19 protein-coding genes are annotated in these 21,156 nt (G+C 71.4%); 3 read left to right on the top strand and 16 right to left on the bottom strand.

Going from position 1 to position 21,156, the window contains the following annotated elements:
- Nucleotides 1–42: 42 nt before the first annotated feature.
- Nucleotides 43–645 (top strand): aminoacyl-tRNA hydrolase, encoded by a 603-nt coding sequence (pth, locus tag AC2H6A_RS07780; RefSeq protein ID WP_484272589.1) that lies wholly within the window; start codon nt 43–45, stop codon nt 643–645.
- 8 nt (nt 646–653) lie between these two features.
- The gene (locus AC2H6A_RS07785) at nt 654–1,802 is read left to right on the top strand and encodes a patatin-like phospholipase family protein (protein WP_484272590.1); all 1,149 of its coding nucleotides are present in this window, start codon (nt 654–656) and stop codon (nt 1,800–1,802) included.
- 69 nt (nt 1,803–1,871) lie between these two features.
- On the opposite strand, the gene secA is transcribed toward AC2H6A_RS07785, so the two are convergent.
- Nucleotides 1,872–4,664 (bottom strand): preprotein translocase subunit SecA, encoded by a 2,793-nt coding sequence (gene secA, locus AC2H6A_RS07790; protein ID WP_484272591.1) that lies wholly within the window; start codon nt 4,662–4,664, stop codon nt 1,872–1,874.
- A gap of 114 nt (nt 4,665–4,778) precedes the next feature.
- On the opposite strand from secA, the gene AC2H6A_RS07795 reads away from it, so the two are divergent.
- Nucleotides 4,779–5,213 (top strand): hypothetical protein, encoded by a 435-nt coding sequence (locus tag AC2H6A_RS07795; protein ID WP_484272592.1) that lies wholly within the window; start codon nt 4,779–4,781, stop codon nt 5,211–5,213.
- Nucleotides 5,214–5,305: 92 nt separating this feature from the next.
- Here the strand turns inward: AC2H6A_RS07795 and AC2H6A_RS07800 are convergent, their stop codons facing one another.
- From AC2H6A_RS07800 to AC2H6A_RS07870, 15 genes are all read right to left on the bottom strand, one after another.
- Nucleotides 5,306–5,482: a hypothetical protein gene (locus tag AC2H6A_RS07800; protein ID WP_484272593.1), complete on the bottom strand. Its 177-nt coding sequence runs from the start codon at nt 5,480–5,482 to the stop codon at nt 5,306–5,308.
- 25 nt (nt 5,483–5,507) lie between these two features.
- Nucleotides 5,508–6,428 carry a UDP-3-O-acyl-N-acetylglucosamine deacetylase gene (gene lpxC, locus AC2H6A_RS07805; RefSeq protein WP_484272594.1) on the bottom strand — a complete coding sequence of 307 codons (921 nt, stop codon included), beginning with the start codon at nt 6,426–6,428 and terminating at the stop codon, nt 5,508–5,510.
- A gap of 57 nt (nt 6,429–6,485) precedes the next feature.
- The gene (locus AC2H6A_RS07810) at nt 6,486–6,989 is read right to left on the bottom strand and encodes a redoxin family protein (protein WP_484272595.1); all 504 of its coding nucleotides are present in this window, start codon (nt 6,987–6,989) and stop codon (nt 6,486–6,488) included.
- A 127-nt stretch (nt 6,990–7,116) separates the two neighbouring features.
- Nucleotides 7,117–8,295, bottom strand: a complete 1,179-nt coding sequence (gene ftsZ, locus AC2H6A_RS07815; RefSeq protein WP_484272596.1) for a cell division protein FtsZ — start codon at nt 8,293–8,295, stop codon at nt 7,117–7,119.
- A gap of 94 nt (nt 8,296–8,389) precedes the next feature.
- Nucleotides 8,390–9,622: a cell division protein FtsA gene (gene ftsA, locus AC2H6A_RS07820; protein ID WP_484272597.1), complete on the bottom strand. Its 1,233-nt coding sequence runs from the start codon at nt 9,620–9,622 to the stop codon at nt 8,390–8,392.
- A gap of 4 nt (nt 9,623–9,626) precedes the next feature.
- Nucleotides 9,627–10,541 carry a cell division protein FtsQ/DivIB gene (locus tag AC2H6A_RS07825; RefSeq protein ID WP_484272598.1) on the bottom strand — a complete coding sequence of 305 codons (915 nt, stop codon included), beginning with the start codon at nt 10,539–10,541 and terminating at the stop codon, nt 9,627–9,629.
- Complete coding sequence (locus AC2H6A_RS07830; RefSeq protein WP_484272599.1) at nt 10,538–11,491, bottom strand: D-alanine--D-alanine ligase; 954 nt, start codon at nt 11,489–11,491, stop codon at nt 10,538–10,540. The genes AC2H6A_RS07825 and AC2H6A_RS07830 overlap by 4 nt, the downstream gene beginning before the upstream one ends.
- Nucleotides 11,481–12,899, bottom strand: a complete 1,419-nt coding sequence (gene murC, locus AC2H6A_RS07835) for a UDP-N-acetylmuramate--L-alanine ligase (RefSeq protein ID WP_484272600.1) — start codon at nt 12,897–12,899, stop codon at nt 11,481–11,483. The genes AC2H6A_RS07830 and murC overlap by 11 nt, the downstream gene beginning before the upstream one ends.
- Nucleotides 12,896–13,975: an undecaprenyldiphospho-muramoylpentapeptide beta-N-acetylglucosaminyltransferase gene (gene murG / locus AC2H6A_RS07840; protein WP_484272601.1), complete on the bottom strand. Its 1,080-nt coding sequence runs from the start codon at nt 13,973–13,975 to the stop codon at nt 12,896–12,898. Before murG ends, murC begins: the two co-directional genes overlap by 4 nt.
- Nucleotides 13,972–15,165, bottom strand: a complete 1,194-nt coding sequence (gene ftsW, locus AC2H6A_RS07845; RefSeq protein WP_484272602.1) for a putative lipid II flippase FtsW — start codon at nt 15,163–15,165, stop codon at nt 13,972–13,974. Before ftsW ends, murG begins: the two co-directional genes overlap by 4 nt.
- The gene (gene murD, locus AC2H6A_RS07850; protein WP_484272603.1) at nt 15,159–16,664 is read right to left on the bottom strand and encodes a UDP-N-acetylmuramoyl-L-alanine--D-glutamate ligase; all 1,506 of its coding nucleotides are present in this window, start codon (nt 16,662–16,664) and stop codon (nt 15,159–15,161) included. The genes ftsW and murD overlap by 7 nt, the downstream gene beginning before the upstream one ends.
- Nucleotides 16,665–16,669: 5 nt before the next feature.
- The gene (gene mraY, locus AC2H6A_RS07855; RefSeq protein ID WP_484272604.1) at nt 16,670–17,839 is read right to left on the bottom strand and encodes a phospho-N-acetylmuramoyl-pentapeptide-transferase; all 1,170 of its coding nucleotides are present in this window, start codon (nt 17,837–17,839) and stop codon (nt 16,670–16,672) included.
- The gene (locus tag AC2H6A_RS07860) at nt 17,840–19,210 is read right to left on the bottom strand and encodes a UDP-N-acetylmuramoyl-tripeptide--D-alanyl-D-alanine ligase (RefSeq protein ID WP_484272605.1); all 1,371 of its coding nucleotides are present in this window, start codon (nt 19,208–19,210) and stop codon (nt 17,840–17,842) included.
- The gene (locus AC2H6A_RS07865) at nt 19,203–20,816 is read right to left on the bottom strand and encodes a UDP-N-acetylmuramoyl-L-alanyl-D-glutamate--2,6-diaminopimelate ligase (RefSeq protein ID WP_484272606.1); all 1,614 of its coding nucleotides are present in this window, start codon (nt 20,814–20,816) and stop codon (nt 19,203–19,205) included. Before AC2H6A_RS07865 ends, AC2H6A_RS07860 begins: the two co-directional genes overlap by 8 nt.
- On the bottom strand, nt 20,813–21,156 hold a 344-nt coding region (locus AC2H6A_RS07870), incomplete at its 5' end, for a penicillin-binding transpeptidase domain-containing protein (protein ID WP_484272607.1). The genes AC2H6A_RS07870 and AC2H6A_RS07865, both read right to left, overlap by 4 nt.

Genomic DNA, 21,156 nt, shown 5'->3' on the forward strand with positions numbered 1-21,156 from the left:
CGCGCCCCGAGCCCGCGCGCCGGGCAAGGGGACACCGAGCCCATGTCCGCCATCCGCCTCATCGTCGGCCTGGGCAACATCGGCCCCGAGTACGAAGATACCCGCCACAACGCCGGGTTCTGGTGGGTGGATGAGCTCGCCCGCCGCCACGGTGGGCGCTTCTCCCGTGAGGCCAAGTTCCACGGCGAGACTGCGCGGGTGAGTCTGAGCGGCGCCGCGGTCTGGCTGCTCAAGCCGGGCACCTTCATGAACCGTTCCGGTCGCGCCGTCGCGGCGCTGGCCGGCTTCTACCGCATCGCGCCCGAAGAGATCCTGGTGGTGCACGACGAGCTCGATCTGCCTCCCGGCCAGAGCAAGCTCAAGCTCGGCGGCGGCCATGCCGGCCACAACGGCCTGCGCGACATCGCGGCCGCGCTCGGCACGCCTGGCTTCTGGCGACTGCGCCTGGGCATCGGCCATCCCCGCACCCTGAATCTGCAGCAGGAGGTGGCCGACTTCGTGCTCCATCCGCCGCGCCGCGACGAACGCTCGGTGATCGAGGCCGAGCTCGACCGATCGCTCGGCATCGCCACCGACTGCGCGGCCGGCCGCACCGAGGCGGCAATGCACAGCCTGCACACCCGGCCCCGGCCGGCCGCGGGCTGAGGCCCGGCGTGGCTGCGCCCGCGCCGATCCGTCTGCTGGCGGGCCCGGCGGCCGCGCGCCACATCGCCGCCCAGGGGCTGAAGCCGGCCGACATCGCGGCGGTGGCTGGCGCCGCCGGTGGCCCCAAGGGGCTGGCCCTCCTGCCGCTTGACCGCTGGCTGTTCGGCCACTGGCTGGCCGACTGTCCGCGCGAGCGCTGGCTGGCGGGTGCCTCGATCGGAGCCTGGCGCATGGCCGCCGGCGCGCAGCGCAAGCCCCTGCCCGCGCTCGATTGCCTGGCCCAGGCCTACCTCGAAGGCCAGCGCTATCCGCGCAAGCCCTCCGCCGCCCTGGTCTCGCAGGTATGCCGGGACATGACCCGCGAGCTCATCGGCCATGACGCCGCCGCGTTTCTTGCCGGCGTCGCACCGGGCCGACGGCTGCAGGTGGTCACCGCGCGCGGGCTGGCGCCGGCATCCGCACCAGCGCGGATCGCCTTCGGGCGGGCGGCGCTCGCCAATGCGGTGTCGAGGGCGCATCTCGGCAGCCACCTGCAGCGGGTTGTGTTCTGCGCCGATGGGCGCACTGACGCCAGCGTCGGCGGCGCTTCGGGTCATGGCCATGGCCATGGGACCGGCAGCGGCAGCGGCTGTCCGGCCTTGCCAGACGATGCCTTCGACAGCCGCAGCGTGGCCCTGCGGGCCGACAACCTCGAGGACGCGCTGCTTGCCTCGGGCAGCATTCCGCTGGTGGCCGAGGCGGTGGCCGGCGTGGCCGGAGCACCGGCCGGGCGCTACTGGGATGGCGGTCTGATCGACTACCACCTGCACTGGCGCTGGCAGGCACTGCCGGGCATCGTGCTGATGCCGCACTTCCTGCCCGCGGTCACCGCCGGCTGGCTCGACAAGTTCCTGCCCTGGCGACGGCACGGCCTGGGCCGCGCCGGCCGCGGCTGGCTGGACAACCTGCTGCTGGTGACCCCTTCGCCGACGCTGCTCGCGCGTCTGCCCAACCGCAAGCTGCCCGACCGGCAGGACTTCTTTCGCTACGACACCGACCACGATGCCAGGCTGCGCGACTGGCGCCGCGCCATGGCGGAATGCGCGGCGATGGCCGAGGCCTTCGCCGCGTGGGTGGAGCGGCCGGAGCGCCTTGTGGTGGAGCCCCTGCCCGGCTGAGGCTGAGGCTGAGGCTGAGGCTGAGGCTGAGGGTGCGGGGGCGGGTGCGGGCGCCCCTCCCCGGCAGGCTCAGGCCAGACGGCCGTGGCAGGCCTTGTACTTGCGGCCGGAGCCACAGGGGCAAGGATCGTTGCGGCCGATCTTGGCGCCGAAGCGGCGCACGGGCTGCGGCACATCGCGGTCGTCGGCCACCGGCGCCTGCTGCAGGGCCAGGGCGATCGACTCGGGGTCGGCACCCTGGGCGGCGCTCGCGGCCTCGCTGAAATCGGCGTGGGTGGTGTTCACCCGCTCCAGGCTGCGGGCCTGCTCCTGCTCGATGCTCTGCTCGGCCTGCTGCGCTTCCTCGGGGCTCTGGATGCGCACCGTCATGAGCACCCGGGTGACATCGTTGCGGATGCGCTCCTGCATCAGGCTGAAGAGCTCGAAGGCCTCGCGCTTGTATTCCTGCTTGGGATTTTTCTGCGCGTAGCCGCGCAGGTGGATGCCCTGCCGCAGGTAGTCGAGTGCCGAGAGATGTTCACGCCAGTGCTGGTCGATGGTCTGCAACAGCATCGAGCGCTCGAAGCCGGCGAAGGTCTCGGCCCCCACGGCGTCGATCTTGCCCTGATAGAGCGCATCGGCCGCCTTGAGCACCGCGGCGAGCAGCTCCTCCTCGGAGGCCTCGGCGGCCATGCTCACCAGCGGCACCTCGAGCTGCCACTCGGCGTGCAGCTGCGCCTGCAGGCCGTCGAGATCCCACTGCTCCTCGATCGAGCCCTCGGGCACATGCTGGCGGAAGAGGTCGGTGAAGACACGGTGACGCAGCTCGGTGATGCGTTCGGCGAACTCGGTGCTGTCGAGCAGCGCATTGCGATCGGCATAGACCACCTTGCGCTGGTCGTTGGCCACATCGTCGTACTCGAGCAGCTGCTTGCGGATGTCGAAGTTGCGGGCCTCGACCTTGCGCTGCGCGCTCTCGATCGAGCGGGTGACCATGCCGGCCTCGATCGGCTCGCCCTCGGGGAGCTTGAGCCGGTCCATGATGGCCTTGAGACGATCGCCAGCGAAGATCTTGAGCAGCGGATCGTCCATCGACAGGTAGAAGCGCGACGAGCCCGGATCGCCCTGCCGGCCGGAGCGACCGCGCAGCTGGTTGTCGATGCGGCGCGACTCGTGGCGCTCGGTGCCGATGATGTGCAGCCCGCCGGCGGCGATGACCTGGTCGTGCAGCGACTGCCACTCGCCCCGCAGCTGCGTGGCGCGGGCCGCGCGTCCGGCCTCGTCGAGCGAGGAGTCGTTGATGAGGAAGTCGACCTGCTTGTCGACATTGCCGCCGAGCACGATGTCGGTGCCGCGGCCCGCCATGTTGGTGGCGATGGTGATCATCTTCGGGCGGCCGGCCTGGGCAACGATCTCGGCCTCGCGGGCATGCTGCTTGGCGTTGAGCACCTGGTGCGGCAGCTTCTCGCGGGTGAGCATGGCCGAGAGCAGCTCGGAGCTCTCGATGCTGGTGGTGCCCACCAGGACCGGCTGACCGCGCTGCTGGCAGTCGCGAATGTCGGCCAGGATGGCGCCGTACTTTTCCTGAGCGGTGCGAAAGACCTGATCCTGGCGATCCTGGCGGATCATGGCGCGGTGCGTGGGTACGACCACAGTCTCCAGACCGTAGATCTCCTGGAACTCGTAGGCCTCGGTGTCGGCCGTGCCGGTCATGCCGGCGAGCTTGCCGTACATGCGGAAGTAGTTCTGGAAGGTGATCGACGCCATGGTCTGGTTCTCGGCGTTGATCGTCACCCCTTCCTTGGCCTCGACCGCCTGGTGCAGGCCGTCGCTCCAGCGCCGGCCCGCCATGAGCCGGCCGGTGAACTCGTCGACGATGATCACCTCACCGTCCTGCACCACATACTGCTGGTCCTTCAGGAACAGGGTGTGGGCGCGCAGCGCGGCCATCAGGTGATGCATCAGGCTGATGTTGGCGGCGTCGTAGAGGCTGGCGCCCTCGGCCAGGATGCCCTGCTGCACCAGGATGCGTTCGGCCTTCTCGTGGCCGGCCTCCGAGAGGTGCACCTGGTGGCTCTTGCGATCGACCCAGTAGTCGCCCGGCGGATCGGGCTCGTTGGCCTTGGGCTCGGCGGCCATCTCGTCGAGCAGCGGCGGCACCGCGTTCATCCGCAGGTACATCTCGGTGTGGTCTTCGGCCTGGCCCGAGATGATCAGCGGGGTGCGCGCCTCGTCGATCAGGATGGAGTCGACCTCGTCGACAATGGCGTACGACAGGCCGCGCTGCCGGCGGTCACCGGCGGAATACTCCATGTTGTCGCGCAGGTAGTCGAAGCCGAACTCGTTGTTGGTGCCGTAGGTGATGTCGGCCGCGTAGGCGAGCTTCTTGTCCTCGGTGGACTGCTGCGAGAGGATCACCCCCACGCTCATGCCCAGGAATCGATAGACCTTGCCCATCCACTCGGCATCGCGCGCGGCAAGATAGTCGTTCACGGTGACCACATGCACGCCCTTGCCGGCCAGCGCGTTCAGGTACACCGCCAGCGTGGCGGTGAGGGTCTTGCCCTCGCCGGTGCGCATCTCGGCGATGCGGCCGGTGTGCAGCACCATGCCGCCGATCAGCTGGACATCGAAGTGGCGCATGCCCAGCGAGCGGCGCGCTGCCTCGCGGCACACCGCGAAGGCCTCGGACAGCAGCGAATCCAGGGTGGCGCCGGCCGCCACGCGGGCCCGCAACTCGGCGGTGCGGCCGCGCAGGGCCTCATCGGACAGGGCCGAGATCGAAGGCTCGAGGGCATTGATCTCGGCCACGGCCTTGCGATACTGCTTCAGCACACGCTCGTTGCGGCTGCCGAAGATCTTGGTGAGCAAACCCTGGATCATTGCAGAAAGCCTCGTGCCGGCCTCACGGCCTGCCGGGTTAAGTTAACCTGTCATGGTAGCACGGGGGTAGCAGCCATCCGGCCGCGCCCGCGCCCCGTCCATCCTGACCCGACCATGCCTTCTGCCCTCAGTCGACAGGTCTATGCCTGCCTGACCGACAGCCCGGTGGCGCGCGAACTCGCCCAGCGCGCGGCCCGCACCATCGCCCTGCAGGGCGAGCTCGCCCGCCTCTCGCCAGTGCCCGGCCTGACCGTGCTCGGCCTGGACGGCGACGGCGTGCTGCGGGTGGCCACGCCCTCGGCGGCGGCGGCGGCCAAGCTGCGACAGTTCGAGCCACGGCTGGTGGCCGGGCTGGCGGCACGCGGCTGGGCCGTGACGCGGCTGCGCGCCCGCACGCAACCGGTGGGCGATCTGCCCCCCGTGCCCTCGGCGCCGCCGCGCGGGCCGATCCCGCCTGCGGCACTGGCAGGCCTGGCCGAACTCGCCGGCCAGGCGCCCGAGGGGCCGCTGAAAGCAGCGCTGGCCGCACTCCTGAGGCACGCGCGCTGAAGTTCCGGGCATCCGGGGGCCGCCCACGAAAGGGCCTTCGGCACGCACCCTCGCCGCACGGGCCTGCAAGGCCCCTCGGCCTGCGGCGCCGGTCAGGCGAGCCGCTCGAGAAGCAGCACCGCGAAGAACACCAGTGCCGCCGCAGCCGCGAACTTCAGCGTGCGCACGGCACGGCCCAGCCAGATGCGGTCGCCGCCGATCAGGTAGCCCGCGACGCAGATGGCCACCGCAGCAGCGGTGAAGATGACCAGCATACGCAGCGCGAGCATCGGCGACGCAGGTGACGCGTCGCCCTCAGGCGAGACGCCAGTCCCGGGCGAAAACCGCAGGCGCCTCGCGCGGCTGCGCGAAACGGGCGTACTCCCAGGCATCGGCCTGGGAGAGCAGGCTGCGCAGCAGCCGGTTGTTGAGCGCGTGGCCGGACTTGTGGGCGCGGTAGGCGGCCAGCATGGGATGGCCCACGCAGTAGAGATCGCCGATCGCATCGAGCACCTTGTGTCGCGCGAACTCGTCGTCGTAGCGCAACCCATCGCCGTTCAGGATGCGGTACTCGTCCATGACGATGGCGTTCTCGAAGCTGCCGCCCTGCGCCAGGCCGGCCGCACGCAGCATCTCGACATCCTGCACGAAGCCGAAGGTGCGGGCACGGGCGATGTCGCGCACGAAGGAGGTCTCGGCAAAGTCGACCCGCACATGCTGGCCGGTGGCATCGATGGCCGGGTGACCGAAGTCGATGGAAAAGTCGAGCAGGAAGCCTTCATGCGGCTCCAGCCGCGCCCACTTGTCACCCTCGCGCACCTCGACCAGGCGCTTGACCCGGATGAAGCGCTTGGCCGCGGCCTGCTCGGCGATGCCGGCCGACTGCACCAGGAACACGAAGGACGCCGCCGAGCCGTCGAGGATGGGAATCTCGGGCGCGGTGACATCGATGTAGAGGTTGTCGATGCCCAGACCGGCCAGCGCCGACATCAGGTGCTCGACCGTGGCCACCCGTACCGACGCATCCTCGGGCGCCGACAGGGTGGACGCCATGCGGGTATCGGTGACCTGGACCGCACGCACCGGGATGTCGACCGCCGGATCGAGATCGGTGCGGCGGAACACGATGCCGGTGCCCGCCGCCGCCGGCCGCAGCGTGAGCTCGACCCGCTGGCCCGAGTGCAGCCCCACGCCGGTGGTGCTAACCCGCTGGCGGATGGTTCGCTGACGCAGCATGGTTCGGGGCGGTGCTCTGGCGGGACCGGGCGGGCGTGGCGGCAGCTTGCGCCAGGATCAGAGGCTGGCCAGCACGTGGTCGGCGCTGGAGACCTCGAACTTGCCCGGGGCTTCGACGAACAGGTGCTTGACCACGCCGTTGTCGACCACCATGGCATAGCGCTGCGAGCGCACACCCATGCCGCGCGCGGTGAGGTCGAGCTCGAGGCCCACCTTGCGGGTGAAGTCGCCGCTGCCGTCGGCCAGCATGCGCACCTTGCCGCCGGACTGCTGATCGCGGCCCCAGGCGCCCATCACGAAGGCGTCGTTGACCGACACGCACCAGATCTCGTCGATGCCCTTGGCGCGCAGCGCGTCGAACTGCTTGAGGTAGCTGGGCACATGCTGCGCCGAGCAGGTGGGGGTGAAGGCGCCCGGCAGCGCGAACAGCGCCACCCGCTTGCCCTTGACCAGATCGGACACCTTGAATGCGTTGGGACCGACCGAGCAGCCGTTGCCCTCGACTTCGACGAATTCGGTCAGGGTGGCTTCGGGCAGGGTCTCGCCGACTTTGATGGTCATCTGTCTCTCCGGGGGGTTCTGGGGGAAGGCCCGACGCGGGCCGGGTCAGACCCCGGATTCTAGTGGCATCGGCAAAACCCTGCCGGCGGCGTCCCCCGCAGCGGGGAGCGCCGCGCGCGCAGGCGGCTCAGTCGGCCTGCTTGCGCAGGAAGGCCGGGATGTCGAAGCGCTCGACGCCGCTCTCCTCCAGCGCCTGCACCTGGGCCGCGGCCGAGGCGCGCGGGCTGCGCCACACCGCGGGCTGGTCGAGATCGGCGAAGTTGGTGGTGGCGCGGGCCGGCTGGCCGTCGTCGGTGCCGGTGCGCTGGAGGGTGGGCTGCACCAGCACCGGCCGCTGCGCGGTGGGGGCGCGGCGCCCGCCGATGCCGGTGGCCACCACGGTCACGCGCAGCGTGTCGGCCATCGAGTCGTCGAACACCGTGCCGTGGATGATGGTCGCGTCGTCGGCGCAGAAGGCCTTGATGGTGTTGATCACATCGTTGGTCTCGCGCAGCTTCAGGCCGCGGGTGGCGGTGATGTTGACGATCACCCCGCGCGCGCCGGAGAGGTCGACGCCGTCGAGCAGCGGCGAGGCCACCGCCTGCTCGGCGGCCAGACGGGCGCGGTCGATGCCGGCAGCCTCGCCGATGCCCATCATGGCCTTGCCCTGCTCGCCCATCACGGTGCGCACGTCGGCGAAGTCGACGTTGACCAGGCCCGGCACATTGATGATCTCGGCGATGCCCGCCACGGCGTTGTGCAGCACATCGTCGGCGCGCTTGAAGGCGTCCTCGAGGCTGGCGTCCTCGTCCATCACCTCGAACAGCGCCTCGTTGAGCACCACGATCAGCGAATCGACATGATCGACGAGCTGCTCGATGCCGGCCTCGGCGATCTGCATCTTGCGCGCACCCTCGAACTGGAAGGGCTTGGTGACCACACCCACGGTCAGCACCCCGAGCTCCTTGGCGATCTGCGCGACCACCGGCGAGGCGCCCGTGCCGGTGCCCTTGCCCATGCCGGCGGTCAGGAAGACCATGTTCGCGCCGGCAAGCGCCTCGCGGATCTGCGCCTCGGCGGCCTCGGCCGAGGCGCGGCCGGCGGCCGGATTGGCCCCGGCGCCCAGGCCCTGGTCGCCGAGCTGGATGATGCGGCCGGCCTGCGAGCGCGACAGCGCCTGGCGATCGGTGTTCAGCGCGATGAACTCCACCCCGGTCACGCCACGCGAGATCATGTGGTTGACGGCGTTGCCGCCGGCGCCACCGATGCCCACCACCTTGATGACGGCACCATCAGGTGCGGATTCGATGAGTTTGAAAGTCGACATGGCTGGGCCTCCTCGGGTGGTTTCGGTGGGTTCGGGTTCGGGTTCGGGTACTGGATCGGGCGTGCTGGAATGATCGGCGGATGTCGGCTCGCGGCTAGAAATTGCCCACGAACCAGTCCTTCATGCGGCGCATGGTTTCCTTGAAGTTGCCGGACTGCTCGGCGGCCTTGCGGCCGCGCAGCCGCTGCATGCGGGCCTCCTCGAGCAGGCCGACCGCGGTGGCGAAGCGCGGATTGCTGACCACATCCGAGAGGCCGCCGGCGTAACCGGGCAGGCCCAGCCGCACCGGCTTCAGGAAGATGTCTTCGGCGAGCTCGACCATGCCGGGCATCAGCGCGGTGCCGCCGGTGACCACGATGCCCGAGGAGAGCAGCTCCTCGTAGCCCGACTCGCGGATCGCCTGATGCACCAGCCCGCACAACTCCTCGACCCGTGGCTCGATCACCGCCGCCAGCGTCTGGCGGGTGAGCTGGCGCGGCCCGCGATCGCCCAGGCCGGGCACCTCGATGCGCTCGTTGGGGTCGGCCAGCACCTGCTTGGCCAGGCCGTGCGTGAGCTTGATCTCCTCGGCCTCGGGGGTGGGCGTGCGCAGCGCCATCGCGATGTCGTTGGTGATCTGGTCGCCGGCGATCGGGATCACCGCGGTGTGGCGGATCGAGCCGCCGGTGAAGATGGCGATGTCGGTGGTGCCGCCGCCGATGTCGACGAGCGCCACGCCGAGCTCCTTCTCGTCCTGGCTGAGCACCGCGGTGCTCGAGGCAAGCGGCTGCAGGATCAGGTCGGCCACCTCGAGGCCGCAGCGGCGCACGCACTTCACGATGTTCTGCGCTGCCGACACCGCCCCGGTGACGATGTGCACCTTCACCTCCAGGCGCACGCCGCTCATGCCGATCGGCTCGCGGATGTCTTCCTGGCCGTCGATGATGAACTCCTGCGGCAGCACATGCAGAATCTGCTGGTCGGTGGGGATGTTGACCGCCTTGGCGGTCTCGATCACCCGGGCCATGTCGGCCTCGCTGACCTCCTTGTCCTTGACCGCGACCATGCCGCTCGAGTTGAAGCTGCGGATGTGGCTGCCGGCGATCCCGGTGTAGACCGTGCGGATCTTGCAGTCGGCCATCAGTTCGGCCTCTTCGAGCGCGCGCTGGATCGAGGCCACGGTGGTCTCGATGTTCACCACCACGCCCTTCTTCAGCCCGCGCGATTCGTGCTGGCCGAAGCCGACGATCTCGTAGCGTCCGTCAGGCAGCATCTGCGCCACGATCGCCACGATCTTGGAGGTGCCGATGTCGAGCCCGACGATCAAGTCATTCGCTTCCCTGGCCATCTTGCTAGTCCGTTCGCTGGTCGGTGCGGTCGGCGCCCCGCGCCCGGGGCGCGCCTGTGGGCTGTAGCGCGGCGAGGCGGGTCGGGCCACCCGACTCCGACAGCGCCGGGCGGCTGTCCTGCTGATTGCTGTCGCCGGCGGGGGCCGGCGGCGGGGCATGGTCGGCCGGAGGTGGCTCGGCACCGGCGGCCCGCGCCGCGAAGCCGTTGGGGTAGCGCAGGTCGATGACCTGGGCACGCTCGCCCAGCCGGCCGCGCACCCGCGGGTACGCCTCCACCCAGCGCGCCACGCGTTCCTCGAGCGGCACACCCTGCTCGCGGCCGAGGACCAGGCGGGTGCCGTCGTCGAGTTGCACCCACCAGGCCAGCCGCGGCGAGAGCAGCACCGAACGCGGCGTGACCCCCAGCGGCGCGAGCCAGCGGCGCAGCTCCTCGTAGCGGCCGAGCATGCGCTGCTCGCTGCCGGGCGGGCCGGAGAAGTGCGGCAGCGGGCCGTCCTCCTCGGCCTCGGCCGCATTGGCGGTGTAGAGCTCTCCGAAGGTGTTCATCAGCTGGTTCTCGCCCCAGGTGGCAAGCGGGCGGTGCTCCTCGATCGCCACCTCGAGCCGGTCGGGCCACACCCGGCGCACCATCGCGCGACGCACCCAGGGCACCTGCTCGAAACCCGCGCGCACCGCATCGAGATCGACGGTGAAGAAGTTCCCGCGCAGGCGCTGACGCACCGACTGGTCGAGCAGCACCGCCGAGACATGGCGCAGCTCGGTGCCCGGGGCGGCATCGATGCGCACCACCCGCAGGGCAAGGCCCGGGCGCTGGCCCAGCCACCAGCCGGCGGCGCAGAGCAGACCGAGCAGCGACAGCAGGATCAGCGCGTTGGCCAGCGCATTGAGCAGCCGCGGGGTATGCCAGAGCCGACTCACCGCGCGCCCCCGATCTTCAGGCTGGCGCCCGCCAGCAGCTCGAGGGTCAGCGCCTCGTAGCTCATACCCTCGGCGCGCGCGGCCATCGGCACCAGTGAGTGGTCGGTCATGCCCGGCGAGGTGTTCACCTCGAGCAGGAAGGGCGTCTGGTCAGACGCGCGCAGCATCAGGTCGACGCGGCCCCAGCCCTCGCAGCCGATCGCGAGGAAGGCATCGAGCGCGAGGCGGCGCACCCGCGCGGCCAGCGCCTCGGGCAGCGGCGCCGGGCAGAGGTAGCGGGTCTGGTCACCGAAGTACTTGTTGGTGAAGTCGTAGTTGCCGTCGGGCGCGCGGATCTCGATCACCGGCAGGGCGCGCGCCTGCCCGCCGCTGCCGAGGATGGCCACGGTGAGTTCCGGACCGATGATGCACTCCTCGACCAGCACCTCGGCATCGTAGCGGGCGGCCGTCTCGAAGGCCTCCTGCATTTGCGAATAGCCCAGAACCCGGGTGACGCCCAGGGTGGAGCCCTCGTGCGGCGGCTTGACGATCAGCGGCAGGCCGAGGCGGTCGGGCACCTCGCGCAGGCTGTCGCCGCGGCGCAGCACCATCGAGCGCGGCGTGGACAGACCGCGCGCCACCCAGATCTCCTTGGTGCGCACCTTGTCCATCGCGATCGCCGAGGCCATCACGCCCGAGCCGGTGTAGGGGATGCCGAGCAGCTCGAGCGCGCCCTGCACCGTGCCGTCCTCGCCGTAGCGGCCGTGCAGCGCGATGAAGGCGCGGCTCGTGCCCTCGCGGCGCAGCTCGTCCATGCCGCGCTCGGCGGGATCGAAGGCATGGGCATCGACTCCCTGGGCGCGCAGGGCGGCGAGCACGCCGGCGCCGGAGCGCAGCGACACCTCGCGCTCGGCCGAGCGCCCGCCCATCAGCACCGCCACCCGGCCCATCGCGCGCGGATCAGCGGCCATCGGCGCCTCCCGCAGCGGCAAGATCGCGCACCTGCGCCGGCACGGCGCCGATCGAGCCCGCGCCCATGGCGAGCACCACATCGCCGTCGCGGGCCGCTTCAAGGATGGCGCGCGGCATCTGCGCGATGTCCTCGACGAACACCGGCTCCACGCGGCCGGCCACGCGCATCGCCCGCGCCAGCGCGCGGCCGTCGGCGGCCACGATCGGGGGCTCGCCGGCGGCATAGACCTCGGCGAGCAGCACCGCGTCGGCACCGCCCATCACCCGCACGAAGTCCTCGAACAGGTCACGGGTGCGGGTGAAGCGGTGCGGCTGGAAGGCGAGGACGAGACGGCGGCCCGGGAAGGCGCCGCGCGCGGCCGCCAGCGTGACGGCCATCTCGGCCGGGTGATGGCCGTAGTCGTCGATGAGGGTGAAGCTGCCGCCACCGCTGGCGGGGATTTCACCGTAGCGCTGGAAGCGCCGGCCCACGCCCTTGAACTCGGCCAGCGCGCCGAGGATGGCCTCGTCGGGCACGCCGAGCTCGTCGGCCACCGCGATCGCCGCCAGGGCGTTGCGCACATTGTGCTCGCCGGGCGCGTTGAGCAGCACCGGCACCGGCTCGCGGCGCACGCCGTTGACCCGCTGCAGGGTGAAGCGCATCTGCGCGCCGTCGGCGCGCACATCGGTGGCGCGGAACTGCGCCTCGGGCGACAGGCCGTAGCTGAGCACGGGCTTGGACACGAAGGGCAGGATCTCGCGCAGGTTGGCATCGTCGATGCACACCACCGCCGCGCCGTAGAAGGGCAGGCGCTGGGTGAACTCGACGAAGGCATGCTTCAGGCGCGCCAGATCGTGGCCATAGGTCTCCATGTGATCGGCGTCGATGTTCGTGATCACCGCGATCGTGGGCGTGAGATTCAGGAACGAGGCGTCCGACTCGTCGGCCTCGACCACGATGTAGTCGCCGCTGCCCAGCCGGGCATTGGCGCCAGCGCTGTTCAGGCGCCCGCCGATCACGAAGGTGGGGTCGAGCCCGCCGGCGGCGAGCACCGAGGCCACCAGGCTGGTGGTGGTGGTCTTGCCGTGGGTGCCGGCGATCGCCACGCCCTGCTTGAGCTTCATCAGCTCGGCGAGCATGAGCGCGCGCGGCACCACCGGCAGCCGTCGGGCGCGGGCGGCGATCACCTCGGGGTTGTCGCCGCGCACGGCGGTGGACACGACCACGCAGTCGGCGCCGACGATGTGAGCGGCATCGTGGCCTAGCGAGATCTGCGCACCCAGGCCGGCGAGCCGCCGGGTGGTGGCGCTGTCGGCGGCATCCGAACCGCTGATCCGGTAGCCGAGGTTGAGCAGCACTTCGGCGATGCCGCTCATGCCCGAGCCGCCGATGCCCACGAAGTGGATGTGACGGACCTTGTGCTTCATGCCCCGGCTCCGCGGCGGCCGGCGGCGGCCTCGCAGGCATCGGCCACCGCGCCGGTGGCATCGGGCCGGGCCGCGGCGCGGGCCTGCTCGGCCATGCGCAGCAGAACCTGGCGATCGGCGGCGCCGATCAGCGCGGCCAGCCCGGCCGCATCGGCCTGTGCCTGCGGCAACAGCCAGGCGGCGCCGCGCTCGACGAGGAACCGGGCATTGCCGGTCTGGTGATCGTCGACCGCGTGCGGGTAGGGCACCAGCACCGCGGGCACGCCGGCGGCGGCCAGTTCCGCCACGGTCATCGCGCCGGCGCGGCAGACCGCGAGGTCGGCGGCGGCGAGCTCGCCGGCCATGTCGTCGATGAATTCGCGCGCGTCGGCCTGGACACCGGCGTCGCGGTAGGCCTGGGCGACCGCGGCGCCCTGACCGCGGCCACACTGGTGCACGACCTGCGGCCGGGCGGCCGGCGGGATCAGCGCGAGCGCGGCCGGCAGCGCCTGGTTGAGCGCCTGCGCGCCCAGGCTGCCGCCCACCACCAGCAGGCGCAGCGGTCCCTGGCGACCCGCCCAGCGTTCGGCCGGCGCCGGCAGCGCCGCGATGTCGGCGCGCACCGGGTTGCCGGTCCAGTCCGCGCCGGGCAGCGTGCCGGGGAAGGCTTCGAGCACGGTGTCGGCGATGCGTGCCAGCACGCGGTTGGCCAGCCCGGCCACCGAGTTCTGCTCGTGCAGCACCAGGGCGCGGCCGCTCAGGCGGGTCATGAGGCCGCCCGGAAAGCTGACATAGCCGCCCAGCCCGAGGACCACAGCCGGCCGTTCCGCGCGCAGGGCCAGCTCGCTCTGCCAGCAGGCGCGCAGCAGGTTCCAGGGCAGCATCAGCCGGGTGCGCAGCCCCTTGCCGCGCAGGCCGCCGAAGCGAACCGCGCGCATCGGGATGCCGTGGCGGGGCACCAGGTCGGCTTCCATGCCGGCGGGATTGCCCAGCCACACCACGTTCCAGCGGCGGCGGCGCATCTCGCCCGCGACCGCCAGCCCGGGCATCACATGGCCGCCGGTGCCGCCTGCCATGATCAGGATGGTGCGGCTCATCGCGCACTCCGCATCAGGTGGCGGGTCTCGAAGTCGATGCGCAGCAGCAGCGCCAGCGCAAGGCAGTTCACCAGCACGCCCGAGCCACCGTAGCTCATCAGCGGCAGGGTCAGGCCCTTGGTGGGCAGCAGGCCGAGGTTGACCCCCATGTTCACGAAGGCCTGGAAGCCCAGCCAGATCGCCACGCCCTTGGCGACCAGGCCATTGAACACCCGGTCGAGCGTGATCGCCTGGCGGCCGATCTCGAAGGCGCGGCGCGTGAGCCAGTAGAAGAGCGCCACCACCACCAGGACGCCGATCAGACCGAGCTCCTCGCCGATCACGGCGAGCAGGAAGTCGGTGTGGGCCTCGGGCAGGTAGTGCAGCTTCTCGACCGATCCGCCCAGGCCGACCCCGGTGAACTCGCCGCGGCCGAAGGCGATCAGCGAGTGGGTGAGCTGATAGCCCTTGCCGAGCGGGTCGGCGAAGGGATCGAGGTAGGCGAAGATGCGCTCGCGGCGCCAGGGCGAGAGCCAGATCAGCATCCCGAAGGTGCCACCGAGGATGCCGATCAGGCCGATGAACAGCCGGGCGCTCACCCCGCCCAGGAACAGCATGCCCATGGCGATCGCGCAGATCACCACGAAGGCGCCGAGGTCGGGCTCGAGCAGCAGCAGCATGCCGATGATCGCCACCGCGGTGCCCATCGGCAGGAATCCCTTCTTGAAGCGCTTGATGTGCTCCTGCTTGCGCACGATGTAGCTGGCCGCGTAGAGCACCACGAAGAGCTTCATCAGCTCGGAGGGCTGCAGGCTGAGCGGGCCGAGCGAGAGCCAGCGGCGGGCACCGTAGACCACCTTGCCGATGCCGGGGATGAGCACCAGCACCAGCAGCACCATGGCCAGCACGAAGAGCTTGGGCGAGAGCGCCTCCCACACCCGCATCGGGATGCCGAAGGCGACCAGGCCGAGCAGGGTGCCCAGCGCGATGGCGAAGGCGTGCCGCACCAGAAAGTGATGCGGCTTGTAGGCGGCGAACTTGGGCGAGTCAGGCAGCGCGATCGAGGCGGAATAGACCATCACCAGACCCAGCGCGAGCAGCGCGCCGGCAACCCACAGCAGCGAGGTGTCGATGATCTGCGCCTGGGCGATACCGACCGGCCGCTCGCCGGCGCGCGTGGCGCGGCGCCACGAGAGCATCTGGCTCAGCATGGCACCCCCGCATCGAGGGCCAGCGCCCGTACCGCTGCCACGAAGACCTCGGCCCGATGGGCATAGTTGCGGAACATGTCGAAGCTGGCGCAGGCCGGCGACAGCAGCACCGCATCGCCGAGCACCGCGATCTCGCGGGCGCGGCTCACCGCCTCCTCGAGGCTTGCGCAATCGACCAGCAGCGCGGGGGTGTCGGCGAGCGCGGCGCGCAGCCGCGGCGCGTCATGGCCGATGAGGAACACCGCGCGCGCGTGCGCGACGACCGCCGCCGCAAGCGGAGTGAAGTCCTGGCCCTTGCCCTCGCCGCCGGCGATCAGCAGGCAGCGCTTGCCCAGGCCGGAGAGCGCGGCCACCGTGGCGCCGACATTGGTGCCCTTGCTGTCGTCGTAGTACTCGACATCGTCGATGACCGCGACCAGCTCGCAGCGATGGGGCTCGCCGTCAAAGCCGCGCAGCCCGTGCAGCAGCGCCGCCGTGGGCAGTCCCAGCGCGCCGGCGATCGCCAGCGCGGCCAGGGCATTGCCGTGGTTGTGCGTGCCGCGGATGCGCAGCGCATCGGCCGGCATCAGCCGACGCAGCAGGGGCGGCGGCGCCTCGCGGCGGCGCCGGGGCGAGCCTGGCGCCTCCTCGCCGGGCACGGCCGCCGCAAGCCAGCGCAGACCGCCCTCGTGGATGATCCCGAGGTCGCCGGCCTGGGCCGGCACCGAGGCGCCAAACGAGACCTGCCGTGCCCCGGCGGGCGGCGCGGTGAGCGGGTCGTCGCGGTTCCAGACGCAGGCGCGCGCACCGCGCCACAGGCGCTGCTTGGCGGCAGCGTAGCTGGCCATGTCGGCATGCCAGTCGAGATGGTCCTGGGTGATGTTCAGGATCGCAGCGACATCCGGCACGAGGCTGTCGGTGAGCGCCAGCTGGAAGCTCGAGAGTTCCAGCACCCAGACCTCGGGCAGTCGCGCCGGGTCGGGCACTTCGCCGCAGGCGACCAGCTGTTCGCGCAGGGCATCGAGCACCGCCGGCGCGATGTTGCCGGCCACCACCGCGCGCAGGCCGGCATGGCTGCAGAGATGGCCCACCAGCCGGGTGGTGGTGGTCTTGCCGTTGGTGCCGGTGATCGCGGCCACGCGCGGCCGGTAGCCCTGCTCGCCGAGCAGGGCGAGCGCCTGGGCGAAGAGCTCGATCTCGCCCGCCACCGGAATGCCGCGCTCGCGAGCCAGGGCCTGGAAGGCCGCGCCCTCGCCGATCTCGATCGACAGGCCGGGGCTCCAGGCCACCAGGTCGACGCCCTCGAGCAGGTCCGGCGTGAGCGGGCCGCCACTGAAGCTTGCGCCGGGCAGGTCCTGGCGCAGCTCGGCCAGTCTCGGCGGGGCCTCGCGGGTGTCGGCCACCGACAGCAGCGCGCCGCGAAAGTCCGCCCAGCGCGCCATCGCCAGACCGGAATCGCCCAGGCCGAGCACCAGCACGCGCCGGCCGGCAAGATCGAAGAGCGGCAGCTGGACGTTCATGGCGCTCACCGGATCTTCAGCGAGGACAGGCCGAACAGCACCAGCATCATGGTCACGATCCAGAACCGGACCACCACCTGGCTCTCCTTGACCCCGCCCACCTCGAAGTGGTGGTGCAGCGGCGCCATCCGGAAGATGCGCCGGCCTTCGCCATAGCGACGGCGGGTGTACTTGAACCAGCCCACCTGGAGCATGACCGAGACGGTCTCGGCGACGAACACGCCGCCCATGATGAACAGCACGATCTCCTGGCGGACCACCACCGCCACCGTGCCCAGCGCGCCGCCCAGGGCGAGCGCGCCGACATCGCCCATGAAGACCTGCGCGGGGTAGGCGTTGTACCAGAGGAAGGCCAGGCCCGCGCCGGCGATCGCGCCGCAGAACACGGTGAGCTCGCCCGCGCCCGGGATATGGGGGATCAGAAGGTACTTCGCGAAGACCGAGTTGCCGGTCACATAGGCGAACAGGCCCAGCGCCGAGCCCACCAGCACCGCCGGCATGATCGCCAGCCCGTCGGCACCGTCGGTGAGGTTGACCGCGTTGCTGGTGCCCACGATCACGAAGAAGGTGAGCACGATGAAGCCGAACACGCCCAGGGGATAGGCCACATTCTTGAAGAAGGGCACGATCAGGTCGGCCTTGGGCGGCAGGTCCATCGCCAGGCCGGCGGACAGCCACTGGCCGAAGAGATCCAGCGCCTGGGCATTGGACTGCGCCGGCACCGCGAAGGCCAGCCACACCGCCGCCGCGAGGCCGATCAGCGACTGCCAGAAGAACTTCTCGCGCGAGGCCATGCCGCGCGGGTCGCGATGCACCACCTTGCGGTAGTCGTCGACCCAGCCGATCGCACCGAAGCCCAGGGTGACGATCAGCACCACCCACACGAAACGGTTGGAGAGATCGGCCCACAGCAGCGTGGCCGCACCCACCGCCACCAGGATCAGCGCGCCGCCCATGGTCGGCGTGCCGGACTTGGCGAGGTGGGTCTGCGGCCCGTCGGTGCGCACCGCCTGACCGATCTTCATGACGGTGAGCCGACGGATGAGCGCCGGGCCGGCGAGCAGGCCGATCAGCAGCGCGGTGAGCGTGGCCAGCACCGCGCGCAGCGTGATGTAGTTGAAGACCGAGAACCCGCGGATGTCGCGGGCCAGCCACTGCGCGAGTTCGAGCAGCACCTAGTGCGCTCCTGCAGGCTGAGGCGCACCCGAGAGCGCGGCCACCACCCGCTCCATGCGCATCGAGCGCGAGCCCTTGACCAGCACCGTGGCCGGCGTGATGGCGAGCGGCGCAAGCCGCGCCAGCAGGGCCTCCAGGCTGGCGAAGGCCTCGAAGCCGCGCACGCCGGCCTCGCGCACCGCGCGGCCGGTGGCCTCGCCCAGCGCCAGCAGGTGGTCGATGCCGCGGCTGGCGGCATAGCCAACCACCTCCCGGTGGAACTGCTCGCCCTGCGAACCGACCTCGCCCATGTCACCGAGCACCAGCACCCGGGGGTGGTCGGCAGCAGCCAGCACATCGATCGCGGCGCGCACCGAGTCGGGGTTGGCGTTGTAGCTGTCGTCGATCAGGCTGGCGCCGCCCGGACAGGCGAGGCGCACCAGCCGGCCGCTCACCGGCCGGAAGGCGGCCAGACCTGCGGCGATGCCGGCCAGGTCGATGCCGATCGCGCTGGCGCAGGCGGCAGCAGCCAGCGCATTGCGCACGTTGTGCGCTCCCGCGATCGCGAGGTTCACCCGCGCCGAAGCCTGCCCGATGCACAGATCGAATCCCTCGGGCCGGGCCGCAGGATCGGCATGGACATCGCAGTGCGGGCTCAGACCGAAGCTCAGGCAGCGCCGCGCACCGGCGATCTCGCGCCACAGCGCGGTGTGCTCGTCGTCGCCGGGAAACACCGCCACGCCCTCGGGCGGCAGCGCGGCGATCGCCGCGCCGTTCTCGATCGCGGTGGCGCGCACCGTGCCCAGAAACTCCTGGTGCTCGCGCTGCGCGTTGTTGACCAGGGCCACGGTGGGCGCGGCCAGACCGGCGATCCACGCGATCTCGCCGGGATGATTCATGCCGAGTTCGACCACCGCAGCCTCGTGCTGCGGGCCGAGTTCGAGCAGCGTGGCCGGCACGCCGATCTCGTTGTTGAGATTGCCGCGGGTGGCCAGCCGGTGATCAACGCCGAAGCGGGCGGCCAGGATGGCGGCGATCATCTCCTTGACCGTGGTCTTGCCGTTGCTGCCGGTGACCGCGATCAGCGGCAGGCGGAAGCGCCCGCGCCAGGCGGCGCCAAGCTCGCCGTAGGCGCGGCGGGTGTCGGCCACCAGCAGCGCCGGCCCCCGGACTGCGTCGGGCAGACGCTCGGCCAGCACCGCGGCAGCGCCGGCCTGGAAAGCCTGGCCGAGAAAATCGTGGGCATCGAAGCGCTCGCCGCGCAGGGCGACGAACAGCGATCCCGGGGCGATGCGTCGGGAGTCGGTGCAGACCGCGGCGATGCGCGTGGCGCCATCGCCCGACAGGCGCGCGCCGGCGATCCAGCCCTGGGCCTCGCGCAGCTCAAACATCGGGCACGCTGGCAGCCACTTCGGCCGAACGCAGGCCGGTCTCGATGCGGGCGCGTGCCTCGAGGCCGCGCATCACCTGCTCGGCATCGGAAAAGGGCAGGCGCTGGCCGCGGATCTCCTGGTAGGCCTCGTGGCCCTTGCCTGCGATCAGGATGACATCGTCGCGGCCCGCCGACTCCACGGCGATCGCGATCGCGCGCGCCCGGTCGATCTCGGTGGCGAAAGGCTCGCGGGTGAGTCCGGCGCGCAGGTCGGAGACGATGCGGAAGGGTTCCTCGTCACGCGGGTTGTCGGAGGTGATCACCAGGCGGTCGGCACCGCGCTGGGCGACATGGCCCATCATGGGGCGCTTGCCCGGATCGCGGTTGCCGCCGGCACCGAACACGCACCACAGCGCGCCGCCGCGCGACATTGCCACCGGGCGCAGCGCCTCGAGGGTACGCGCGAGCGCGTCGGGGGTATGGGCGTAGTCGACCACCGCCAGCGGCCCGCCAGGCATGCCCAGGCGCTGCATGCGGCCGGCCACCGGACGGATGCGGGTCAGGCGCGCGGCGACCTCGTCGAGCGACAGGCCGAGCGCGAGCCAGCAGCCAGCCGCCGACAGCGCGTTCGAGACATTGAAGCGGCCGAGCAGTTCCAGGCGCAGCTCGGCACGGCCGAAGTCGCCCCCCAGGATCAGCAGGATGCCGGTGGCATCCTCGACGATGCGCTCGGCCAGCAGCAGCCGGTCACCGCGGGCGCCGTGCTGCCCCGGGGCCTGGCCGTGCAGGATGCGCAGCACCGGCGCGTCACGCTCGACCGCGTCCAGGGCCTGCAGCAGGCTCAGGCTGGCGGGATCGTCGCCGTTGAGCACCGCGGCGCGCAGCGAAGGCCAGCCGAAGAGCCGGGCCTTGGCCTCGGCGTACGCGGCCATCGAGCCGTGGTAGTCGAGATGATCGCGGGTGAGGTTGGTGAATGCGGCCACCTCCACCCGGGTGCCGGCCAGGCGCAGCTGGTCCAGGCCGATCGACGAGGCCTCCAGGGCCACGGTTCGGGCGCCGCGCTCGGCGAAACCGGCCAGCGCGCGCTGCAGCGACAGCGCATCGGGGGTGGTGAGATCGGCCCCGCCCGACGAGACCGGGCTGTCGTCGGTGACCAGCGCGCCGCCCAGCGTGCCGAGCACGGCCGAGGGCCGGCCCGGCTCGGCCAGACCGCGGGCCACCCACTGCGAGACGCTGGTCTTGCCGTTGGTGCCGGTGATCGCGACCACCCGCATCCGATCGGCGGAACGGCCGTGGAACTCGGCCGCGATCGGACCGGCCAGCGCGCGCAGACCGAACACGCCGAGCGTGGAGGCTGCCTCGCCCACGGCGCGGGCGTCGCCGCCGTCGGCCTCGTAGAGCACCACCGCTGCGCCGCGGGTCAGCGCATCGCCGATATGGCGACGACCGTCCTCGCTGCGGCCGGGATAGGCGAAGAAGGCGTCGCCGGGGCGGATCTGCCGGCTGTCGGCGCTCAGGCGCGCGCCGTGGCCAAGCCGCGCGCGCAGCCAGCGGCCGATGGCTGCGGCCTCGCGCTCGCGCGCGGACAGACCGGCGGGACCGATGGCCGAGGACACTGCGTTCACGGCATCTCCTTGACGGGTTCGGCCGGGATCACCTGGCGGACCTGCGGCGAATCGGGCGGGATGCGCAGCGCGCGCATCACATCGCCGGTGATCTGGGCAAAGACCGGGGCGGCGACCTCGCCACCGTAGTGGCGGCCCGCCGAGGGCTCGTCGACCATCACCGCGACCACGATCCGCGGGTCGGACACCGGGGCGAAACCGACGAAGGAGGCGATGTACTTGTTGACATAGCGCCCGCCCTCGAGCTTGTGGGCGGTGCCGGTCTTGCCGGCCACCCGGTAGCCGGGGATCTGCGCCGTGGGTGCAGTGCCGCCGGGCCCGGCGGCCCTCTCGAGCCTGC

The sequence above is a fragment of the Quisquiliibacterium sp. genome, assembly GCF_982640115.1.